Source organism: Collinsella sp. SGI.095, assembly GCF_050314535.1.
Classification (GTDB): Bacteria; Actinomycetota; Coriobacteriia; order Coriobacteriales; family Coriobacteriaceae; genus Collinsella.
In genome coordinates this window covers 1-17,242 of the sequence record NZ_JBNPNG010000008.1, presented here as the reverse complement: position 1 = coordinate 17,242, position 17,242 = coordinate 1, and the positions used below count along the sequence as shown (strand labels likewise).

The 17,242-nt window shown below is 59.9% G+C and carries 9 protein-coding genes and 1 pseudogene; 8 read left to right on the top strand and 2 right to left on the bottom strand.

Features of this window, described 5'->3' with window-relative positions:
- The first annotated feature begins 7 nt into the window (after positions 1 to 7).
- The 8 genes from htpG (at position 8) to ACQRCA_RS04565 (ending at position 16,108) form a co-directional block, all read left to right on the top strand.
- Positions 8 to 2,032 (top strand): molecular chaperone HtpG, encoded by a 2,025-nt coding sequence (gene htpG / locus ACQRCA_RS04600; RefSeq protein ID WP_427719038.1) that lies wholly within the window; start codon positions 8 to 10, stop codon positions 2,030 to 2,032.
- A 513-nt stretch (positions 2,033 to 2,545) separates the two neighbouring features.
- Positions 2,546 to 5,311, top strand: coding sequence for a YhgE/Pip family protein (locus tag ACQRCA_RS04595; protein ID WP_427719036.1), 2,766 nt, complete (start codon positions 2,546 to 2,548; stop codon positions 5,309 to 5,311).
- Entirely contained in the window at positions 5,312 to 7,501 is a 2,190-nt protein-coding gene (locus ACQRCA_RS04590) for a YhgE/Pip family protein (RefSeq protein ID WP_427719034.1), read from the top strand.
- A gap of 207 nt (positions 7,502 to 7,708) precedes the next feature.
- Positions 7,709 to 8,692, top strand: coding sequence for a DMT family transporter (locus tag ACQRCA_RS04585; RefSeq protein ID WP_427719031.1), 984 nt, complete (start codon positions 7,709 to 7,711; stop codon positions 8,690 to 8,692).
- 116 nt (positions 8,693 to 8,808) lie between these two features.
- Positions 8,809 to 10,107 carry a M20 family metallopeptidase gene (locus ACQRCA_RS04580; protein WP_427719028.1) on the top strand — a complete coding sequence of 433 codons (1,299 nt, stop codon included), beginning with the start codon at positions 8,809 to 8,811 and terminating at the stop codon, positions 10,105 to 10,107.
- 3 nt (positions 10,108 to 10,110) lie between these two features.
- On the top strand, positions 10,111 to 11,415 hold the full coding sequence (locus ACQRCA_RS04575; protein ID WP_427719026.1) for an MFS transporter: 1,305 nt from the start codon (positions 10,111 to 10,113) through the stop codon (positions 11,413 to 11,415).
- A 308-nt stretch (positions 11,416 to 11,723) separates the two neighbouring features.
- Positions 11,724 to 13,037, top strand: coding sequence for a histidine--tRNA ligase (hisS, locus tag ACQRCA_RS04570; RefSeq protein ID WP_427719024.1), 1,314 nt, complete (start codon positions 11,724 to 11,726; stop codon positions 13,035 to 13,037).
- Between the two features lie 257 nt (positions 13,038 to 13,294).
- Positions 13,295 to 16,108 carry a phosphoenolpyruvate carboxylase gene (locus ACQRCA_RS04565; RefSeq protein ID WP_370450652.1) on the top strand — a complete coding sequence of 938 codons (2,814 nt, stop codon included), beginning with the start codon at positions 13,295 to 13,297 and terminating at the stop codon, positions 16,106 to 16,108.
- 508 nt (positions 16,109 to 16,616) lie between these two features.
- Here the strand turns inward: ACQRCA_RS04565 and ACQRCA_RS04560 are convergent.
- Both ACQRCA_RS04560 and ACQRCA_RS04555 read right to left on the bottom strand, forming a co-directional pair.
- A pseudogene (locus ACQRCA_RS04560) lies at positions 16,617 to 16,806 on the bottom strand (transposase); the annotation flags it as partial.
- A 100-nt stretch (positions 16,807 to 16,906) separates the two neighbouring features.
- The coding region (locus tag ACQRCA_RS04555) for an IS3 family transposase (RefSeq protein WP_427719021.1) at positions 16,907 to 17,242 on the bottom strand (336 nt) is incomplete at its 5' end.

Sequence of the window (17,242 nt, the reverse complement as noted above, 5' to 3'; positions counted from 1 at the left end):
ACTGCACATGCGTCAATTTAAGACCGAGAGCAAAAAGTTGCTCGACCTCATGATCAACTCCATCTACACCAACAAGGAAATCTTCCTGCGCGAGCTTATCTCTAACGCGAGCGACGCCGTCGACAAGCTCAACTTTAAGAGCCTGCAGGATCCGAGCGTCAAGCTCGACCAGGGCGACCTGGCTATTCGCGTCTCCTTTGATAAAGACGCCCGCACCATTACCATCTCGGATAACGGCATTGGCATGACCGCCGAGGAGCTCGAGCGCAACCTGGGCACCATCGCCCATTCCGGCTCCGAGGAGTTTAAGACAGAGAACGCCGAGCAGCAGGGTTCGGATGTCGACATCATCGGTCAGTTTGGCGTGGGCTTCTACTCGGCCTTTATGGTCGCCAGCCATGTGAAGGTGGTCAGCCGCGCTTATGGCGAGGATGTCGCCCATGTGTGGGAATCCGACGGTCTTGAGGGCTATACCATCGAGGACGGCGAGCGCGCCGAGCACGGCACCGATGTCATCCTGACGCTGCGCGAGAACGAGAAGCTCGACGCCGATGGCGAGGCCGAGACCTACGATCGCTTCCTGACCGAGTGGGGCCTCAAGAGCCTGATTCAGCAGTACAGCAACTATGTGCGCTACCCGATCCAAATGATGGTCTCCAAGAGCCGCCAGAAACCCAAGCCCGAGGACGCGCCGGAGGATTACAAGCCCGAGTACGAGGACTACCAGGAGCTCGAGACCGTTAACTCCATGACGCCGATCTGGAAGAAGCGCAGCTCCGATGTTGAGCAGAAGGACTATGACGAGTTCTACAAGTCTACGTTCCACGACTTTGACGATCCTGCGCGCACCATCAGCTTCCACGCCGAGGGTACGCTCGAGTACGACGCCCTGCTGTTTGTGCCGGGCCGCGCGCCGTTCGATTTGTACAGCAAGGACTACGAGAAGGGCCTGGCGCTCTACAGCTCCAACGTCCTGATCATGGAGAAGTGCGACGACCTGCTTCCCGACTACTATAACTTTGTCCGCGGTGTCGTGGATTCCGCCGACGTGTCGCTCAACATCTCGCGCGAGACGCTGCAGCAGAACCGTCAGCTCAAGGCCATCGCCAAGCGTGTGGAAAAGAAGATTACCGCCGACCTTGAGGATATGCGTGACAACGACCGCGAGGCCTACGAGAAGTTCTTTGAGAACTTTGGCCGTGGCCTTAAGTACGGCATCTATTCGAGCTATGGCATGAAGGCCGATGAGCTCGCCGACTTGCTGCTGTTCTGGTCTGCCAAGGAGCAGAAGATGATTACCCTGGCCGAGTATGCCAAGGGCATGCCCGAAGATCAGAAGGCCATCTACTACGCCGCCGGCGACTCGCGTGAGCGCTTGACCAAGATGCCCGTGGTAAAGGGCGTACTCGACCGCGGCTATGACGTGCTGCTGCTGACTCAGGATGTGGATGAGTTCACGTTCCAGGCTATGCGTGAGTACGTTGCCGTCGATATGCCCAAGATCTACGAGGACGACGCTGCCCGCGAGGCTGCCGAGAAGGCTGTTGCCGACGGTGCCGAGCCCGAGGTCGAAGATCGTCACCTGGAGCTCAAGAATGTCGCTACCGGCGATCTTGACCTGGCGACCGAGGACGAGAAGAAGGAGGCCGAGGACGCCACTAAGGAGAACGAGGACCTCTTTAGCGCCATGAAGGAGGCACTCGGTGACAAGGTCGAGAAGGTCGCCGTCTCTGCGCGCCTGACCGATGCTCCCGCGTGCATCACCACCGAGGGTCCGCTTTCGCTCGAGATGGAGAAGGTGCTTCAGAAGGGTCCCGAGGGTGCGCCCGACGGTATGCCCAAGAGCCAACGCGTGCTCGAGCTCAACGCCAAGCACCCGGTCTTTGCCAAGCTCGTCGCTGCTCAGAAGGCGGGCGACGCCGACAAGATCAAGCAGTACTCCGGCCTGCTCTATGACCAGGCTCTGCTCGTCGAGGGTATTTTGCCCGAGGACCCCGTTGCCTTCGCGGCGGCTGTCTGCGAGCTTATGTAATTGGTTCCGCCGTTCTGCCGAACGGCGGAACGGCTCGACGCTGCCCTCAGTTCCGCCGTTCTAACGAACCTATTGGTTCTGCCGTTCTAACGAACGGCAGACCGGTCGACGCTGCAAACGCCCCTAAGCGGCAATCTGACGTTCAATCGTCGGTCGCGTACCGAAGTACGCTTCCCTCCTCTTTCACGTCACCTTGCTCGCTTAGGGGCGTTTTCGCTGACTTATGCTCAACCAGCGACGCTTTCGTGATCCTAAGTAGTCATTGGGGGCGTTCTTGTTTGACTGGTCGTTTAAGAACGTCCCCGATGACTAGTTGGGTTGCTAATTTGTGCGGGTTGTGGTTTTGTGACCTGCTGAAATTAAAGATACTGTACAACTGTACGCTAACTCATCTTCGTAGTATATTGCTACCCGCAAAACTCAATACCATTGTGCATCGAGACGTTAAAACGCCTTCGTACAATGGTTATCGATAGTACGATTCGATTCAACGACAGGATGGATGGTCCAAGCGTGAGTCTCGGCAGCAAACTATCCGATGCAAAGGTCTCCTTTGCGATATTTAAGCGCGACATTAAGCGACTGCTTGTGAATCCCGTCGCCCTGGTGGTTACCCTCGGCGTGTGCGTTATTCCCTCGCTGTATGCCTGGTACAACATCGTGGCAAACTGGGATCCGTACGGAAACACCCAGGGTATCAAGATTGCCATCGCCAACAACGATCAGGGCACCCAAAACGACTTGGTGGGCGAGCTCAACGCGGGCGATAAGGTCGTCGATCAGCTCAAGGAGAACGATCGGCTGGGCTGGACCTTCGTCGATTCGGCGGCCGATGCTAAAGAGGGCGTCGAGAGCGGTGAGTACTATGCGGCCATCGTAATCCCCAAGAACTTCTCGGATAACCTGGTTTCGATGCTCGACGGCAACTACCATCAGCCCAAGCTTACGTACTACGTCAATGAGAAGAAGAGCGCTATTGCGCCCAAGGTTACCGACACCGGTGCAAGCACCATCGAGGAGCAGATCAACTCGGAATTTGTCTCCACGGCGGGCGAGACTGTTGCCGGTATCGCCAAGGATGCCGGAGTCGATTTAAAGGACAAGGCAACCCAGACCCAGGATTCGCTGGCAAGTTCGGTGTCCGAAGCATCCGATACCTTGGGCGAGGTGCGTGGTTCGATTGGCGACATGAATGCCGCCATCGATAAGACGAGTGGTTCCATTGCCTCGGCAGATGCAGCACTTGACGGTCTACAGGGTCAGGCGCCGTCGCTGACGCAGGCGATCTCCCAGGGCAACGACCTGCTGGGCGAGGCGCGCGCCACGGCGGGTAATTCCATCACCTCGCTCTCCAAGGCGCTCTCGGAAGGCAGCCTTGCGCTCACCAAGACGTCAGCCTCCGCGAACGCTGCGATTGGCAAGCTGACGGGCACGGTCACATCTACGACCACCCGTATCGACAACTCGCTTGAGTCTCTCCAGGCGACGATCGACCACAATAAGGCCGTTATCGGGCACTTGGAAATTCTCGTTAATGACACGTCGACAGGCTCCGAGGAAATTGACGCGCGCATTGTATCGACCATCGATTTGCTCCGCGAGCAGAATGAAAAGCTTCAGAGCATCAAGGATAGTCTGTCTGCGCAGTCGAGCGCCATGGCGAATGACGCCGCGGCTGTCTCGGGTGCCAGCGACGCTATCAATAACGCAATCCAGACCGGTGCGACTAACCTTGGCCAGGCCCAGACGGACCTGGGTCAAAACGCGCTGCCGAAGGCCTCGAGCGCGCTTGATTCATTTGCCGCCGTCTCGGGTGATCTGACGGGAATCGTGTCTGGCCTCACGCCTGCTATTGCAAGTGCGCGCGGTACACTTTCGCAACTCAACGCTACGCTCGGTCAGGCCAAGACCACGCTGTCCCAGACCGATGCCTCGCTTGCCAAGGTCCAGGACAAGCTCGCAACCGCCGCCAACGACATTGCGGCGCTGCAGACCTCCGAGTCCATGGGCGAGCTGGCTGAACTGATGGGTGTCGACGTCAATGACGTGGCAGACTTTATGGCATCTCCCGTAGAGCTGACTTCCAAGTCAATTTTCCCGGTCAAGAGCTTTGGCTCGGGCATCGCTCCCTTCTATACCAATCTGGCGCTTTGGGTGGGCGGCTACGTGCTTATCGCTATCTACAAGCTCGAGGTCGACCGCGAAGGCATCGGCAGCTTTACCGCGCGTCAGGGCTACTTTGGCCGCTGGCTGCTACTGGTGATCCTGGGCGCGTTCCAGGCCATTATCGTTACGGTAGGCGATCTGGTGATTGGCGTGCAGTGCGTCAGCCCGCTGCTGTTCGTGCTGGGCGGCATCGCCATTTCGTTCACCTACGTCAATATCATCTATGCGCTGTCCACCACGTTTAAGCATATCGGCAAGGCGATCGGCGTCATCCTGGTCATTGTGCAGATTCCGGGCTCTTCGGGCATGTACCCCATCGAGATGATGCCCGGCTTCTTCCAGTGGCTGCATCCGCTGCTGCCCTTTACCTACGGCATCAATCTGCTGCGCGAGACGGTCGGCGGCATGTATTCGTTCAACTACCTGTTTAACCTGTGCATTCTGGGCGTGTTCTTGATCGTGGCGCTCTTTATCGGCCTGCAGCTGCGTCCGCTGCTGCTCAACCTTAACCTGCTCTTTGATAAACAGCTTTCCACGACCGGTATGATGATTTGCGAGTCCAACGACCTGCCGCGCCAGCGCTACTCGCTGCGCACGGCCATGCGTGTCATGCTCGATTCTGATTCGTACCGTCGCGAACTGCTCGACCATGCGGTGACCTTTGAGCACCGTTACCCCTACTACATCAAGGGCGGTTTTGCCGCCGTGGTGGGCGTTCAGGTCCTGCTCTTTGTCCTGTCGACGGTTCTCGATATCGACAATAACGGCAAGATCATCCTGCTTGTCATTTGGATCATCTCGGTTATTGCTATCTGCGGCTGGCTTATCAATATCGAATATATCCGCGCGAGCCTCAATACCCAGATGCGCATCTCGGCGCTTTCGGATGAGGACTTGCGTCGCGAGATGCGCGAACACACGGCCGCCATTCCTGCCGCCCGCCACATGTTTGGCCTCAACGCCAGCGAGCGTGGTGCCAAGGGCGGCGATCAGTCCGCGGGCCGCTTGCCGCATATAGGATCGCACCATAAATCTCAGGGCAGCGACAGCACAGCCACAAATGATGGAGATACCACCGCGCTTGGCAAGCACTCCAAAGGAGGTGAGGCATAAATGAAGAACATCCTGCATCTGTTTAAGCGCGATGTCCAAAACGTGTCTCGCTCCGTGATCGGCCTGATTGTCGTGATGGGCCTCATTATCGTGCCGTGTCTGTACGCGTGGTTTAACATCGCCGGCAGCTGGGATCCGTACGGCAACACCGGCAATCTTAAGATTGCCGTGGTCAACACCGACGAGGGCTACGAGAGCGATCTGATTCCCGTCGAGGTCAACGTGGGCGAAAACGTAACCGCCACCCTGCGCGGCAACGAGAACTTCGACTGGGTTGTCCTCAACGACCGCGATAAGGCGATCGAGGGCGTTAAGTCGGGCGCGTACTACGCTGCCGTCGTTATCCCTAAAACGTTTAGCGCCGACATGATGACGCTTTTCTCGACTGAGGTGAAGCACGCCGATATCGAGTTTTACGAGAACCAGAAGGCCAACGCCATCGCGCAGATCGTGACCGAGAAGGGTTCGAACGCCGTTCAAAGCCAGGTTAACGAAACTTTTACCGAGACCATTACGAGCATCGGTCTTAAGACGGTGTCCAGCCTGCTCGATTACATGAGCACCGACCAGGTCAGCAACTTTATCGCCAACCTGTCCTCGACGCTCGGCGATTCGGTCCAGGACCTGCAGGGCGTTCAGGCCAGCGCAACGTCGCTTGCGGGCATTTTGAGCTCCACGTCCGATTCGCTGACGTCGGCGAGCGGTATGCTCCAGCAGACGGGTACCGTCGATGAGTCGACCAAGCAGTTGATGGAACACGCCAAGAGCGGCATCAATGATTCCAAGGAAGCGCTCAAGGCCGCCAACGATGCCGTTGACTCGGCGATTGACGGAAGCGCGGGCTCGTTCGACAATGTGTCTGCCGAGCTCGCGAAGGCGTTCGACACCGCAAACCAGCATGTGGACCTTACGGTGTCCCAGCTCAACGATGCCGCGGCGGCGCTCAATACACGTGCCGACGATATCGACGCCACGGCCGACCAGCTCCGCGGCTTTGCCGAGCAGGTCAGTGACGAAAAGCTCCAGGAGAGCCTTAAGTCTGTAGCAACATCGCTGGGCAGGATCGCGGTGGAGTATCGCAACAACGCCAAGGACCTGACGGCAACTGCTAAGTCCCTTTCTGACAGCATGGCAGAGGTCAACAGCACGCGTGCCGAGGTCGATCAGGCCATCGCCGATGCCAAGGCCGGCATTGCGGGCGCCAAATCCGATTACGATTCCACGTTCTCGGTTAAGGCCAAGGAGCTCAAGAAGACCGTCTCGGGCATTCTAGACTCGCTCGATGGTATCTCGGGCGATTTGGATAGCGCCGTAGACGGCCTGACCGATGCATCCGGTTCGCTGGCAAAGGGCCTCTCCAAGGCTGCAAAGCTGGTCAACAAGGTTTCCGATCAGCTGGGCGAGGCGTCGGACAAGATCGGCGCGTTTAAGGACGAGCTCGACGGTGCCTTGATGTCGGATGATCTTGCGACGATTAAGACGATGATCGGCAACGATCCCGAGGGTTTGGCCGTGTCGCTTTCCGGCCCCGTCGCGCTCGACCGCAAGCCGGTCTATCCGATCCGCAACTACGGTTCGGCCATGGCGCCGTTCTATACGATTCTGTCGCTGTGGGTGGGTTCGATTGTGCTGGCAGCCATGATGAAGGTCTCGGTCGACGATGAGCTTATCAACGAGCTCATCCCCGTACGCCTGCACGAGATCTATTTGGGCCGCTACTTGTTCTTTGGCGGCTTGGCCTTGCTGCAGGCGACGCTCGTGTGCGCCGGCGATATCTTGTTCTTTGGAATCCAGTGCGACAACCCGCTGCAGTTTGTGTTGGCGGGCTGGATCGCGAGTCTCGTGTTCTCCAATATCGTCTACACGCTTACGGTTTCGTTTGGCGATATCGGCAAGGCGCTCGCTGTCGTGCTGTTGGTCATGCAGGTCGGTGGTTCGGGCGGCACATTCCCCATCGAGATGACCGGCCCCGTGTTCCAGGCGATCTATCCGTTCCTGCCGTTTACCCATGGCATCAACGCCATGCATGCCGCCATGGCTGGCGCCTACCATATGGAGTACTGGGTTGAGCTGGGTATTCTGGCGAGCTATCTGATTCCGTCGCTGGCCCTGGGTGTGGTCTTCCGTCGTCCGGTCATCAAAGCCAACGACTGGATTATCGAAAAGCTGGAGAGTACTAAATTAATCTAGCGCAACAATGTGAACGCTGATGTTGCCGGAGCATCGAGGCTTTTGTGTTCGATACTTTAGTGGGCTGAATTGCGTGGGCTGCTTGATTGTTGCTACAGTTGCGGGGCGTGCCGGGGGTCCGGCGCGTCCCGTTTTTATTTGACCATGAGGCGGCATGCGGTCGCGCGCGTGCGGACACCACGCCCAGACCGAGCGCGAGGATGCCCTATGGCCCATCATGCCGCTATTGAAATCGAAAATATGCCCGATAGCCCTGTAGCCCGCGAAGACCTGGGTGCCGGCGGTGCCTCTCGCGGTGCCGGTGCGCGCTCGCCGCTGTTCTGGAAGGTATTGCTGCTTTCGATAGCGGTCATCTGGGGCTATTCCTTTACCACCATGAAGGACGCGCTCGATACCATTCCGGTGTTCGAGCTGCTCTACATTCGCTTTCTTCCGGCGTCGCTGGTCATGCTTGCCGTCTTCCACAAGCGCATTGTTGCCCATTTCAACGCTCGAAATCTGATTGTTGGACTTGGCATGGGCGCGCTCATGTGGGGTGCCTACGGTTTGCAGACGATTGGCCTGGCGCAGACCACGGCAGGCAAAAGCGCGTTTTTGACGGGCACGTACTGCATCTTGGTTCCGTTTGCGAGCTATGTCCTAAGCGGCGAAAAACTTACCCGTTACAACTTGGGTGCCGCGTTGCTGTGTCTGGCGGGCATTGGCTTGGTGGCGCTTGATAGCGTCGAGTTCAATGTCGGCGATGTTATTACGCTGGGCGGCGCGGTCTTCTTTGCCATCCAGATGGCGGTGGCCGCTAAGTACGGTCGCAAGATGGACATCAACGTCATCACGTTTTGGATGTTTGCGGGCAACGGTGTGCTGTGCCTGATCTCTTCGCTGCCGTTCGAGACCCAGGCGCCTTTATCCGTGTGGACGCCGAGCTTTATTGGCGTGATGGCATTTCTCTCGGTGGGCTGCACATGCGTGGGTTTGCTCATCCAAAACGTGGGTTTGGCGCATGTCCCGGCCTCGACGGGCTCACTACTGCTTTCGATGGAGTCGCCATCGGGCGTGCTATTCTCGGTGCTGCTGATGGGGGAGGTGCTCACCTCGCGTTTGCTTGCCGGCTTTGCGCTCATCTTCCTGTCGATTATCTTGAGCGAGACGCACTTTGACTTTTTGCGTAAAAAGCCGCGAGCGCGTTTGTAAACAATCTGTTGCGCCGTCCCTCTGGGGCGGCGTTTTTTATGCGTCGCCTTTAAAGTTATGCCCTGCACTTTAGAGTATGAAAGTGCTTGCTGCTAAAACTTTACTGGAGGGCATCTATGGCACCAGCTCTGTCCGATTTCCAACCACAACCAGCGCTTCAGACCTCAGCTGCGGCGCAAGCCGCCATTGGCGACGGTCTGGTCAAAGAGGCTCAGGCTTTTGCCGATGAGCTTGCCGCATGGCGTCACGATCTGCATCGGATGCCCGAACTCGGTAACGACCTCCCACAGACCTCTGCGTATATCCAAGCGCGCCTGAACGAGATGGACATCCCATTTTCCACGCTCGTCGATGGTTCCTGCGTTGTGGGCCTTGTCGGTGCCGGTGCCGCCGTGGCCCAGGGCAATGGCGTCTGCACGGACGAACAGGCCGGTACGGTCGTTATGCTGCGCGGCGACATGGATGCCCTGCCCGTTGTCGAGGAATCCGGCGAGCCCTTTGCATCTACCAATGGCTGCATGCATGCTTGCGGTCACGATATGCACGCGACGGCGCTGCTTGGTGCGGCGCGCCTGCTCAAGGCTCGCGAGGCCGCGCTTGTCGACGCCAATGCCACCGTCAAGCTGTTGTTCCAGCCGGGTGAGGAGACCTTTGAGGGGGCACGTGCTGCCATCGCCAACGGCTTGCTCGAGAACCCGCGTCCTCAGGCGGCTTTTGCCATGCATGTCAACAGCCAGTCGCCGCTTGGCCTGGTGCTCTACGGCAGCCCGGCGCTTTCGGGCGTGTACGGTTTCCGCATTACGCTGCAGGGCAAGGGCGGCCACGGTTCGAGTCCCGAGATCTGCATCGACCCCATCACGGCAGGCGTGCATGTGCACCTGGCGCTCCAGGAGCTTATCGCTCGCGAGGTGCCGGCGGCCAAGGAGGTCGCGCTCACCGTGGGTAAGTTTGCCGGTGGCCAAGCGGCCAATGTGATTCCCGACACCTGCGTGCTCGAGGGAACATTGCGCGGCTTTGACGTTGAGCTCATGGAGCACCTCAAGACCCGCATCGCGGAGGTCGTCAAAGGCGTTGCCACGACTTATCGTACGCCGGCGACTATCGAGACGCTCTCGGATGTTCCCCCGCTCGTGCTCGATGACGATATGACCCAGGCTTCGCTTGGCTATGTGGGTGCGACGTTGCCCAAGGCCGCCTTCCTGCCTCTGTTCCATGCCATGGCGAGCGAGGACTTTGCGCTTATCTCGAGCGAGATACCGAGCGCGTACTTTACGTTCGGTGCGGCTGTGACCGATACGGACGAGCACTTTGCCCAGCACCATCCCAAGGCACGCTTTAGCGATGCCGAGTTGCCGCTCGGCGCCGCGGCTTATGCGGCGGTCGCCCTGGGCTATATCGCCGACCACAAGGAGTAATCCATGTCCCAGCAGCATAAATTCTTCCCCGGTTGGCTCGTCGTGGCTTCCGGCTTTGTCATCATGGCCACGTGTTACACGATTTTCGTTAACTGCATGAGCCTGTTTCAGCCGCTTATCGTGAGCGACTTGGGCATTTCCCTTGCTCAGTACAACATCTCCAACGCCATCTCAACCGTGGTGAGCGTTGTCGGCTCGCTTGTCATTGGCCATGTTGCCGACAAAGTGAGCGGTCGCATCTTGGGTTCCCTTACCGTTATCGCCACCTCTGCCGTTCTTGCCGGGATGAGCTTTGTCGGTGAGCTGTGGCAGGTCTACGTGCTCTTTGCCGTCTCGGGCTGCTTTGCCGTCGCCTCGACCCGCCTGCTCATTAGCCTTGTGACCGCCAACTGGTTTACGGCCAAGCGAGGTCTTGCGATCTCCATAGCACTTTCGGGCTCGGGCTTTGGAGGCGCTGTTCTGTCTCCCACCGTGAGCTCGCTTATCGTGAGCGTTGGCTGGCGTTCCGCCTTCCTGGTGCTCGCGGCCATCTGCATGGTGGCGGCGCTGCCCATCACGGCCTATTCCTTCCGCACCAAGCCTTCTGAGATAGGCCTTAAGCCGCTCGGCGAGAACCCGGGCGATCCGTCCGGCTCGACAGCTGGCGACAAGGACGAGCACACGGCTCCCGAGGTTAACGTCGGTTGGTCTCGCATCAAGAAGAGCCCGGCGTTTTGGCTGCTTGTCGTCGCCTTTCTCTTTATGGGCCTCGTTAACGGTGCCATCTTGCCCAACCAGGTCACCAACATGACGAGCGTTACCGTCAACGGCGCCAAGATTGTCACGGGCGGTCACGACCCCGTGTGGGCGGGCACTGTGCTTTCGGCCTATATGGTCACCGTCGTTATCGCCAAGATTTCGCTCGGCGTCATTTACGATCGCTTTGGCCTACGTTTTGGCAACGTGTTGGGATCCGTTGCGTGCATTATCGCCTGCGTCGCCCTGTGCTTCCCCGCGACCGATCTTGGTCCCATCGTGGCTGCCGTGAGCTTTGGTGTCGGAACGTGCATGGGCACCATCACGCCCACTATCGCCGCGTCCAAGCAGTTTGGCATGGCCGATCTGGGCAAGGTCACGGGCACCATTACCTCGCTCGAGATGGTCGGCGGCACCGTGGGTGCCATTGTCTCGGGCGTGCTGTTCGATGCCACGGGCTCCTTTGCGAGCACCTGGATCGTGTGCCTGGTGTGTTCTGTGGTCATGCTCGTATTCCTGCTGGCATCCGAGCCCATCGCCGCTAAGCTGCGTGCGAGCGTGGCGGGGGAGTAGACGTCCGTCGCTCTTTTCTGCTCGCCCCGTGTTCTGTCCGTGGCCGCCTTGGAAGCCGAATGGATGCTCGTACCATCATTCGGTTTCCAAGGCGGCCACGGGCATACAAAATGATCCGTTTTCCTCTGTCCCCAACAGATTGTGTGATTCGAGGGGGGGCGGAGGAAAGCGGATCGGCTGCAGCGGCGGCACGTCTGGCCGAACGAGCCCCCATACCCTCGTTCGGTCAGACGCGTCGCCGCGTTTTGTTTTTGTGCCGTATAATGACCACTACCTATGACGCGATACTAAAAGAAAGGTGTTTGCCCATGCAGGCACAGAAGGCGGAGGGAACCCGCGACCTTATCGGCGCCGAGATGCGCGCCTGGCAAAAGATGCAGCGGATCGCTGCCGGCGTGTTCGAGCCGTTTGGCTTTAAGCCCATCGAGACGCCCGCGATCGAGCAGGTGGACGTGTTTGTCCACGGCATCGGCCAGTCGACCGATGTCGTGCGCAAGGAGATGTTCCGCGTGTTTAGCGGCGCCAACCTGGAGCGTGTCTTTACCGAGGGCACCGATGCCAAGCTCAAACCCAAACAGCGCTTGGCGCTTCGTCCCGAGGGCACTGCCGGCGTGGTGCGCGCCGTCGTGGAGAACAACCTGGTGCCCCAGGGCTCCACGCCGTTTAAGGCCTACTATGCCGAGGCCATGTTCCGCGGCGAGCGCCCCCAGAAGGGCCGCCTGCGTCAGTTCCATCAGGTGGGCATCGAGTGGCTCGGTGCTCCCGATCCGGCTGCGGACGCCGAGTGCATCATTATGCTCATGGAGTTCTACAAGCGTCTGGGCTTCGATCTTTCCAAGCTCCGTCTGCTCATTAACTCGATGGGTGATGCCCAGTGCCGTCCGGCCTATCGCGAGCAGGTCAAGCAGTTCATTCTCGATCACGCCGACGAGATGTGCGATGAGTGCCGCGAGCGCGCCGAGCTCAACCCGCTGCGCGCCTTCGACTGCAAGAACGACCATTGCCGCGAGATCATGGCCGAGGCCCCGCTGATGGGTGACAACCTGTGCGACGAGTGCCGCGAGCACTACGAGCAGGTCAAGCGCTATCTGGATGCCGCCGGCATCGAGTATGTCGAGGATCCCACCCTGGTGCGCGGCCTGGACTACTACACCCGTACCGTCTTTGAGGTCGAGGCCCCCGGCGCCGGCGTCGGCTCCATCGGTGGCGGCGGCCGCTACGACGGCCTGGTCGAGCTCGAGGGCGGCAAGCCCACAGCCGGTGTCGGCTTCGCCGTCGGTTTTGAGCGCGCCCTGCTGGCCCTGCAGGCCTTTGGCAGCGACCTGGGTGCCGATGAGGCTCCGTGTGTCTACGTTGCCAACGCCGGCAGGGAACTGCGTCAGAACGTTTTTGCCATTACGCAGAAGCTTCGCGCCGCAGGCATCGTGACCGAGGCAGACTATCAGGGTCGTTCGCTCAAGGCTCAGTTTAAGCAGGCCGACAAGGTGGGCGCTAAGCTCATTTTGGTCTTGGGCGGCGACGAGCTTGCCGCCGGCAAGGTCAAGGTGCGCGACATGCAGAGCCATGACGAGGTACTGGTCGATTTGTCCAACGTTGTCGAGTCGGTTCGCGAGCGCCTGTAGGGCATCATTTTGAGCTGCGGGTCCGCTAACGCGTCCCGCTCGCGGCGAACGATTGTTACGGGGGTGTTTCGCTTTTATGCGGAATGTCCCCGTTTGCATATGCCGCCCACCGAGAAATACGACCATTTGGGGCAAAAAGCCTTGCAATGCAGAAAATACTTTTGTGTGGTAAAGCGCAATCAGTGTCGAAAGTATTTCTCAAGTGCCTATAATGAATACCGCATGTTACGTGCATAGAAGGAGGAATGGGAGGAAACGTGGCTGAGAACCTAAGCAACCAGTCTGTACCCGAAGCCGCGGCGCGCGTCGCTGCCGTGGTCAACCGCCTCGTTAACCGAATCGGCTCGAATGCCGAGTCCAGGGAGCGTCTCGCCGAGATTGAGATTCCCGAGGAGCTGCGCGACAACCTTGCGCTGTTCCTGCGCCTGGAGCGCCGTGTGCTTAGCGAGTATGATCCCGAGATCGCGGACCTGTTCGACAAGATTCTGTCGGCCGAGATCGTGGCCAATGCCGGCAACCCCGGTAGCCGTGCCGCCGACGAGGCCGTCGACGAGCAGGGCGTGCCCACCGCCGACGAGCCCACTGCTGTGGCGTTTCGCGAGGTCGTCGATTTGATCGACAGCCTACCGCTCGATAAGCAGCAGGTTATCGTCCGCGCCTTTACGAGCTTCTTCCATCTGGCAAACCTGTCGGAGGAGAACTACCGTGTGAAGCAGCTGCGCGAGCGTGAGGCCGGCGCATCGACCGATACCGAGGTCGATCCCGCCAACGAACTCACCGTCGCCTATCACCAGCTGGTGGATGAGATGGGTGTCGAGGGCGCCAACGAGCTGCTCGGCAAGCTTGAGTTCCATCCCGTCTTTACCGCGCATCCCACCGAGGCACGTCGCAAGGCCGTCGAGGGCAAGATTCGCCGTATCTCTAACCTGCTGGAGGAGCGTCCGCGTCTGGGCGGCTCCGACCTGGTGGAGAACGAGCGCCATATGCTGCAGGAGATCGACGCCCTGGTGCGTACGAGCCCCATCGCGCTCAAGAAGCCCACGCCGGTCGAGGAAGCCGATACCATCATCGACATCTTCGATAACACGCTGTTCGACGTCATCCCCGTCATCTATCGTCGCTTTGACGACTGGGTGCTGGGTGACAAGGCCGGTACCGTGCCGCCGCTGTGCCCGGCGTTCTTCCATCCCGGCAGCTGGATCGGTTCCGACCGCGACGGTAACCCCAACGTTACCGCCAAGGTGAGCCGTGAGGTCGCCGCCAAGTACTTCACCCACATGGTGCTCAAGCTCGAGGACAAGTGCCGCCGCATCGGCCGCAACCTCACGCTCGAGGCCACCTACAGCAAGCCGTCTGCCGAGCTCATCAACCTGTGGAACCATCAGGTCGAGATGAGTGCCCATTACACGGCCCGCGCCGAGCTTATCTCCGAGCACGAGCCGCATCGCGCCGTCATGCTCGTCATGGCCGACCGTCTGAACGCCACCGTACGCCGTATCACCGACACCATGTATCACAGCGCCGACGAGTTCCTGGATGACCTGCGCGTCGTTCAGCGTTCGCTGGCTGCCTGCGGTGCCGTCCGTGCCGCCTACGGCCCGGTGCAGACCATCATCTGGCAGGTCGAGTCCTTCGGCTTCCATATGGTCGAGATGGAGTTCCGTCAGCACTCCGTGGTGCATGCCCGCGCCCTCAAGGACATCCACGAAAACGGTATCCATGGCGACCTGCAGCCCATGACGCGCGAGGTCATCGACACCTTCCGCGCTATCGGCTCCATCCAAAAGCGCTACGGTAAGAAGATGGCACACCGCTACATCATCTCGTTTACCAAGAGTGCCCAGCATGTGGCCGACGTCTTTGAGCTGGCCCATCTGTCCTTCGCACACGAGGAGGACGTTCCCGAGCTCGACGTGATCCCGCTGTTCGAGCAGCTCGAGGACCTCGAGGGCTGTGTTGACGTGCTCGACCAGATGCTTACGCTGCCCGTGGTGCAGAAGCGTCTTGCCCAGACCAACCGCCGCATGGAGGTTATGCTGGGTTACTCCGACTCCTCCAAGGATGCCGGTCCTACCACGGCCATGCTTGCGCTGCACTCCGCGCAGGAGCGCATCGCCAAGTGGGCCGAGAAGAACGATATCGACCTGGTGCTCATGCACGGTCGCGGCGGTGCCGTGGGCCGTGGTGGCGGCCCGGCCAACAAGGCCGTACTGGCGCAGCCCAAGGGTTCGGTCAACTGCTTCTTTAAGCTCACCGAGCAGGGTGAGGTCATCTTTGCCCGTTACGGCAACCGCACGCTGGCTCAGCGCCATGTTGAGTCCGTTGCCGCCGCAACGCTTTTGCAGTCGGCCCCGAGCGTCGAGAAGACCAACACCGAGACCACGCAGAAGTTCTGGGATATGGCCGAGAAACTCAACGCCGCAAGCCACGAGCGCTATCTGGACCTGCTGAACACCGAGGACTTTGCACCGTGGTTCTCGACTGTGACGCCGCTGACCGAGGTCGGTCTGCTGCCGATTGGCTCGCGTCCCGCCAAGCGCGGCTTGGGTGCCAAGTCGCTCGACGACCTGCGTACCATTCCGTGGATTTTCAGCTGGAGCCAGGCACGCATTAACCTGGCCGCTTGGTACGGCCTGGGCACCGCCTGCGAGCAGCTGGGCGATCTTGACCAGCTCAAGGCTGCCTACCAGGAGTGGCCGTTCTTCCGCACCTTTATCGATAACATCGAGATGTCGATTGCTAAGACCGATCAGCGCATTGCCAAGATGTATCTGCATCTGGGCGACCGCGATGATCTGTCCAAGAAGGTCTTTACCGAGATGCAGCTCACCCGTAAGTGGGTCCTTGCCATCGTCGGTGACGAGTGGCCGCTGCAGCGTCGTCGCGTGCTCGGCTGTGCCGTTCGCGTGCGTAACCCCTACGTCGACGCCCTGTCCATCGCCCAGGTCCGCGCCCTTCGCGAGGTGCGTATGAACCAGGACGAGATGGCCGAGGAGAAGAAGGCCGAGTACATGAGCCTGATTCTTTCGACTGTGACCGGCGTCTCGGCAGGTCTGCAGAACACGGGGTAATCGATAGCCCTGTGGCTCTCACCGGGGCCCGACGGGTTTCCCTCTGAATGCGTCCTCGCACTTGAAGCCCCCTTATCCTGCTCCTTCGGAGCTGCGGATAAGGGGGCTTCGTGCTGACGCTCCTATTTGGCAAGGCCTTTTTTAGAATCCATTTTTCGCTCCGCCTCGAAGGCCTGCCTGTCCCAATCGAGCGGAAGTCCGGCCTCGACCCATGCCTCGTAGGCCCTCCTTATGGGCTTGAGCTCCCTTTGGCCCCTCTCCAGCATCGAGATGCACCTCTCGCTGGTTCCCAATATGGTCGCCGCCCTCACCTGGCTGACCTTCGCCGCGCGCCTGGCCGCCACGAGCTCCGAGGCGTCCTCGGGTCTCCTGACCTCGTGCGGGTGCATCAGCGCCCGGTACGCCTCCCTGGCCACGTAGCGCTTGAGGCACCTCATGACCTCCCTGTCGCTCTTTCCCCGCCCCCTGGCCCTCTCGGCGTACTCGGCGGTCTCGGGGTCGCGCATGACCCTCTGCCTCGCGATCTCGTACAGCGCGCTGTTCGCCTGCCGGTCGCCGCCCCTGTTGAGCCTGTGCCTCACGGTCTTGCCGCTCGAGGCGGGGACGGGGCAGGCCCCGCATATCGCCGCGAACGACGCCTCGGAGCGCAGCCTGTCCGGGTTGTCCCCGGCCGCGACCGCGAGCTTGGCGGCGCTCACGGGCCCGCACCCGTACATCGCCAGCAGCGCGGGGCAGTTCTCCTCCAGGGACGCCTCGATCGCGCGCTCCATGTCGAGCGCCGCGTTGGATTGGCAACACCTATTTGGACGATTCCGGGAGGGACAGCCCCGCCTCCCTGAACTCGACCGGAGACATGTAACCCAGCGTCGAGTGGATCCTGAAGTTGTTGTACCAGTGCACGTAGTCCGAGAGCTTGGCCCGGAGCTCGCGCGTCGTGCCGAACGTCTCGCGGTGGACGAGCTCGGCCTTCAGTATCCTGTTGGTCGACTCGTCGACGGCGTTGTCGTAGGGGCAGCCCTTGGCCGACAGCGACCTCTCAATGCCGAAGGCCTCGAGCATCAGGTCGATCTCGGCGTTGTCGAACTCGCTGCCGCGGTCCGTGTGGAAGACCTCGATGTCCGAGATGGGGAAGGA

Coding starts and splice junctions, on each gene's coding strand:
- htpG (WP_427719038.1), top strand. CDS start 8: ATGCGTCAATTTAAGACCGAGAGCAAAAAGTTGCTCGACCTCATGATC.
- ACQRCA_RS04590 (WP_427719034.1), top strand. CDS start 5,312: ATGAAGAACATCCTGCATCTGTTTAAGCGCGATGTCCAAAACGTGTCT.
- ACQRCA_RS04585 (WP_427719031.1), top strand. CDS start 7,709: ATGGCCCATCATGCCGCTATTGAAATCGAAAATATGCCCGATAGCCCT.
- ACQRCA_RS04580 (WP_427719028.1), top strand. CDS start 8,809: ATGGCACCAGCTCTGTCCGATTTCCAACCACAACCAGCGCTTCAGACC.
- ACQRCA_RS04575 (WP_427719026.1), top strand. CDS start 10,111: ATGTCCCAGCAGCATAAATTCTTCCCCGGTTGGCTCGTCGTGGCTTCC.
- hisS (WP_427719024.1), top strand. CDS start 11,724: ATGCAGGCACAGAAGGCGGAGGGAACCCGCGACCTTATCGGCGCCGAG.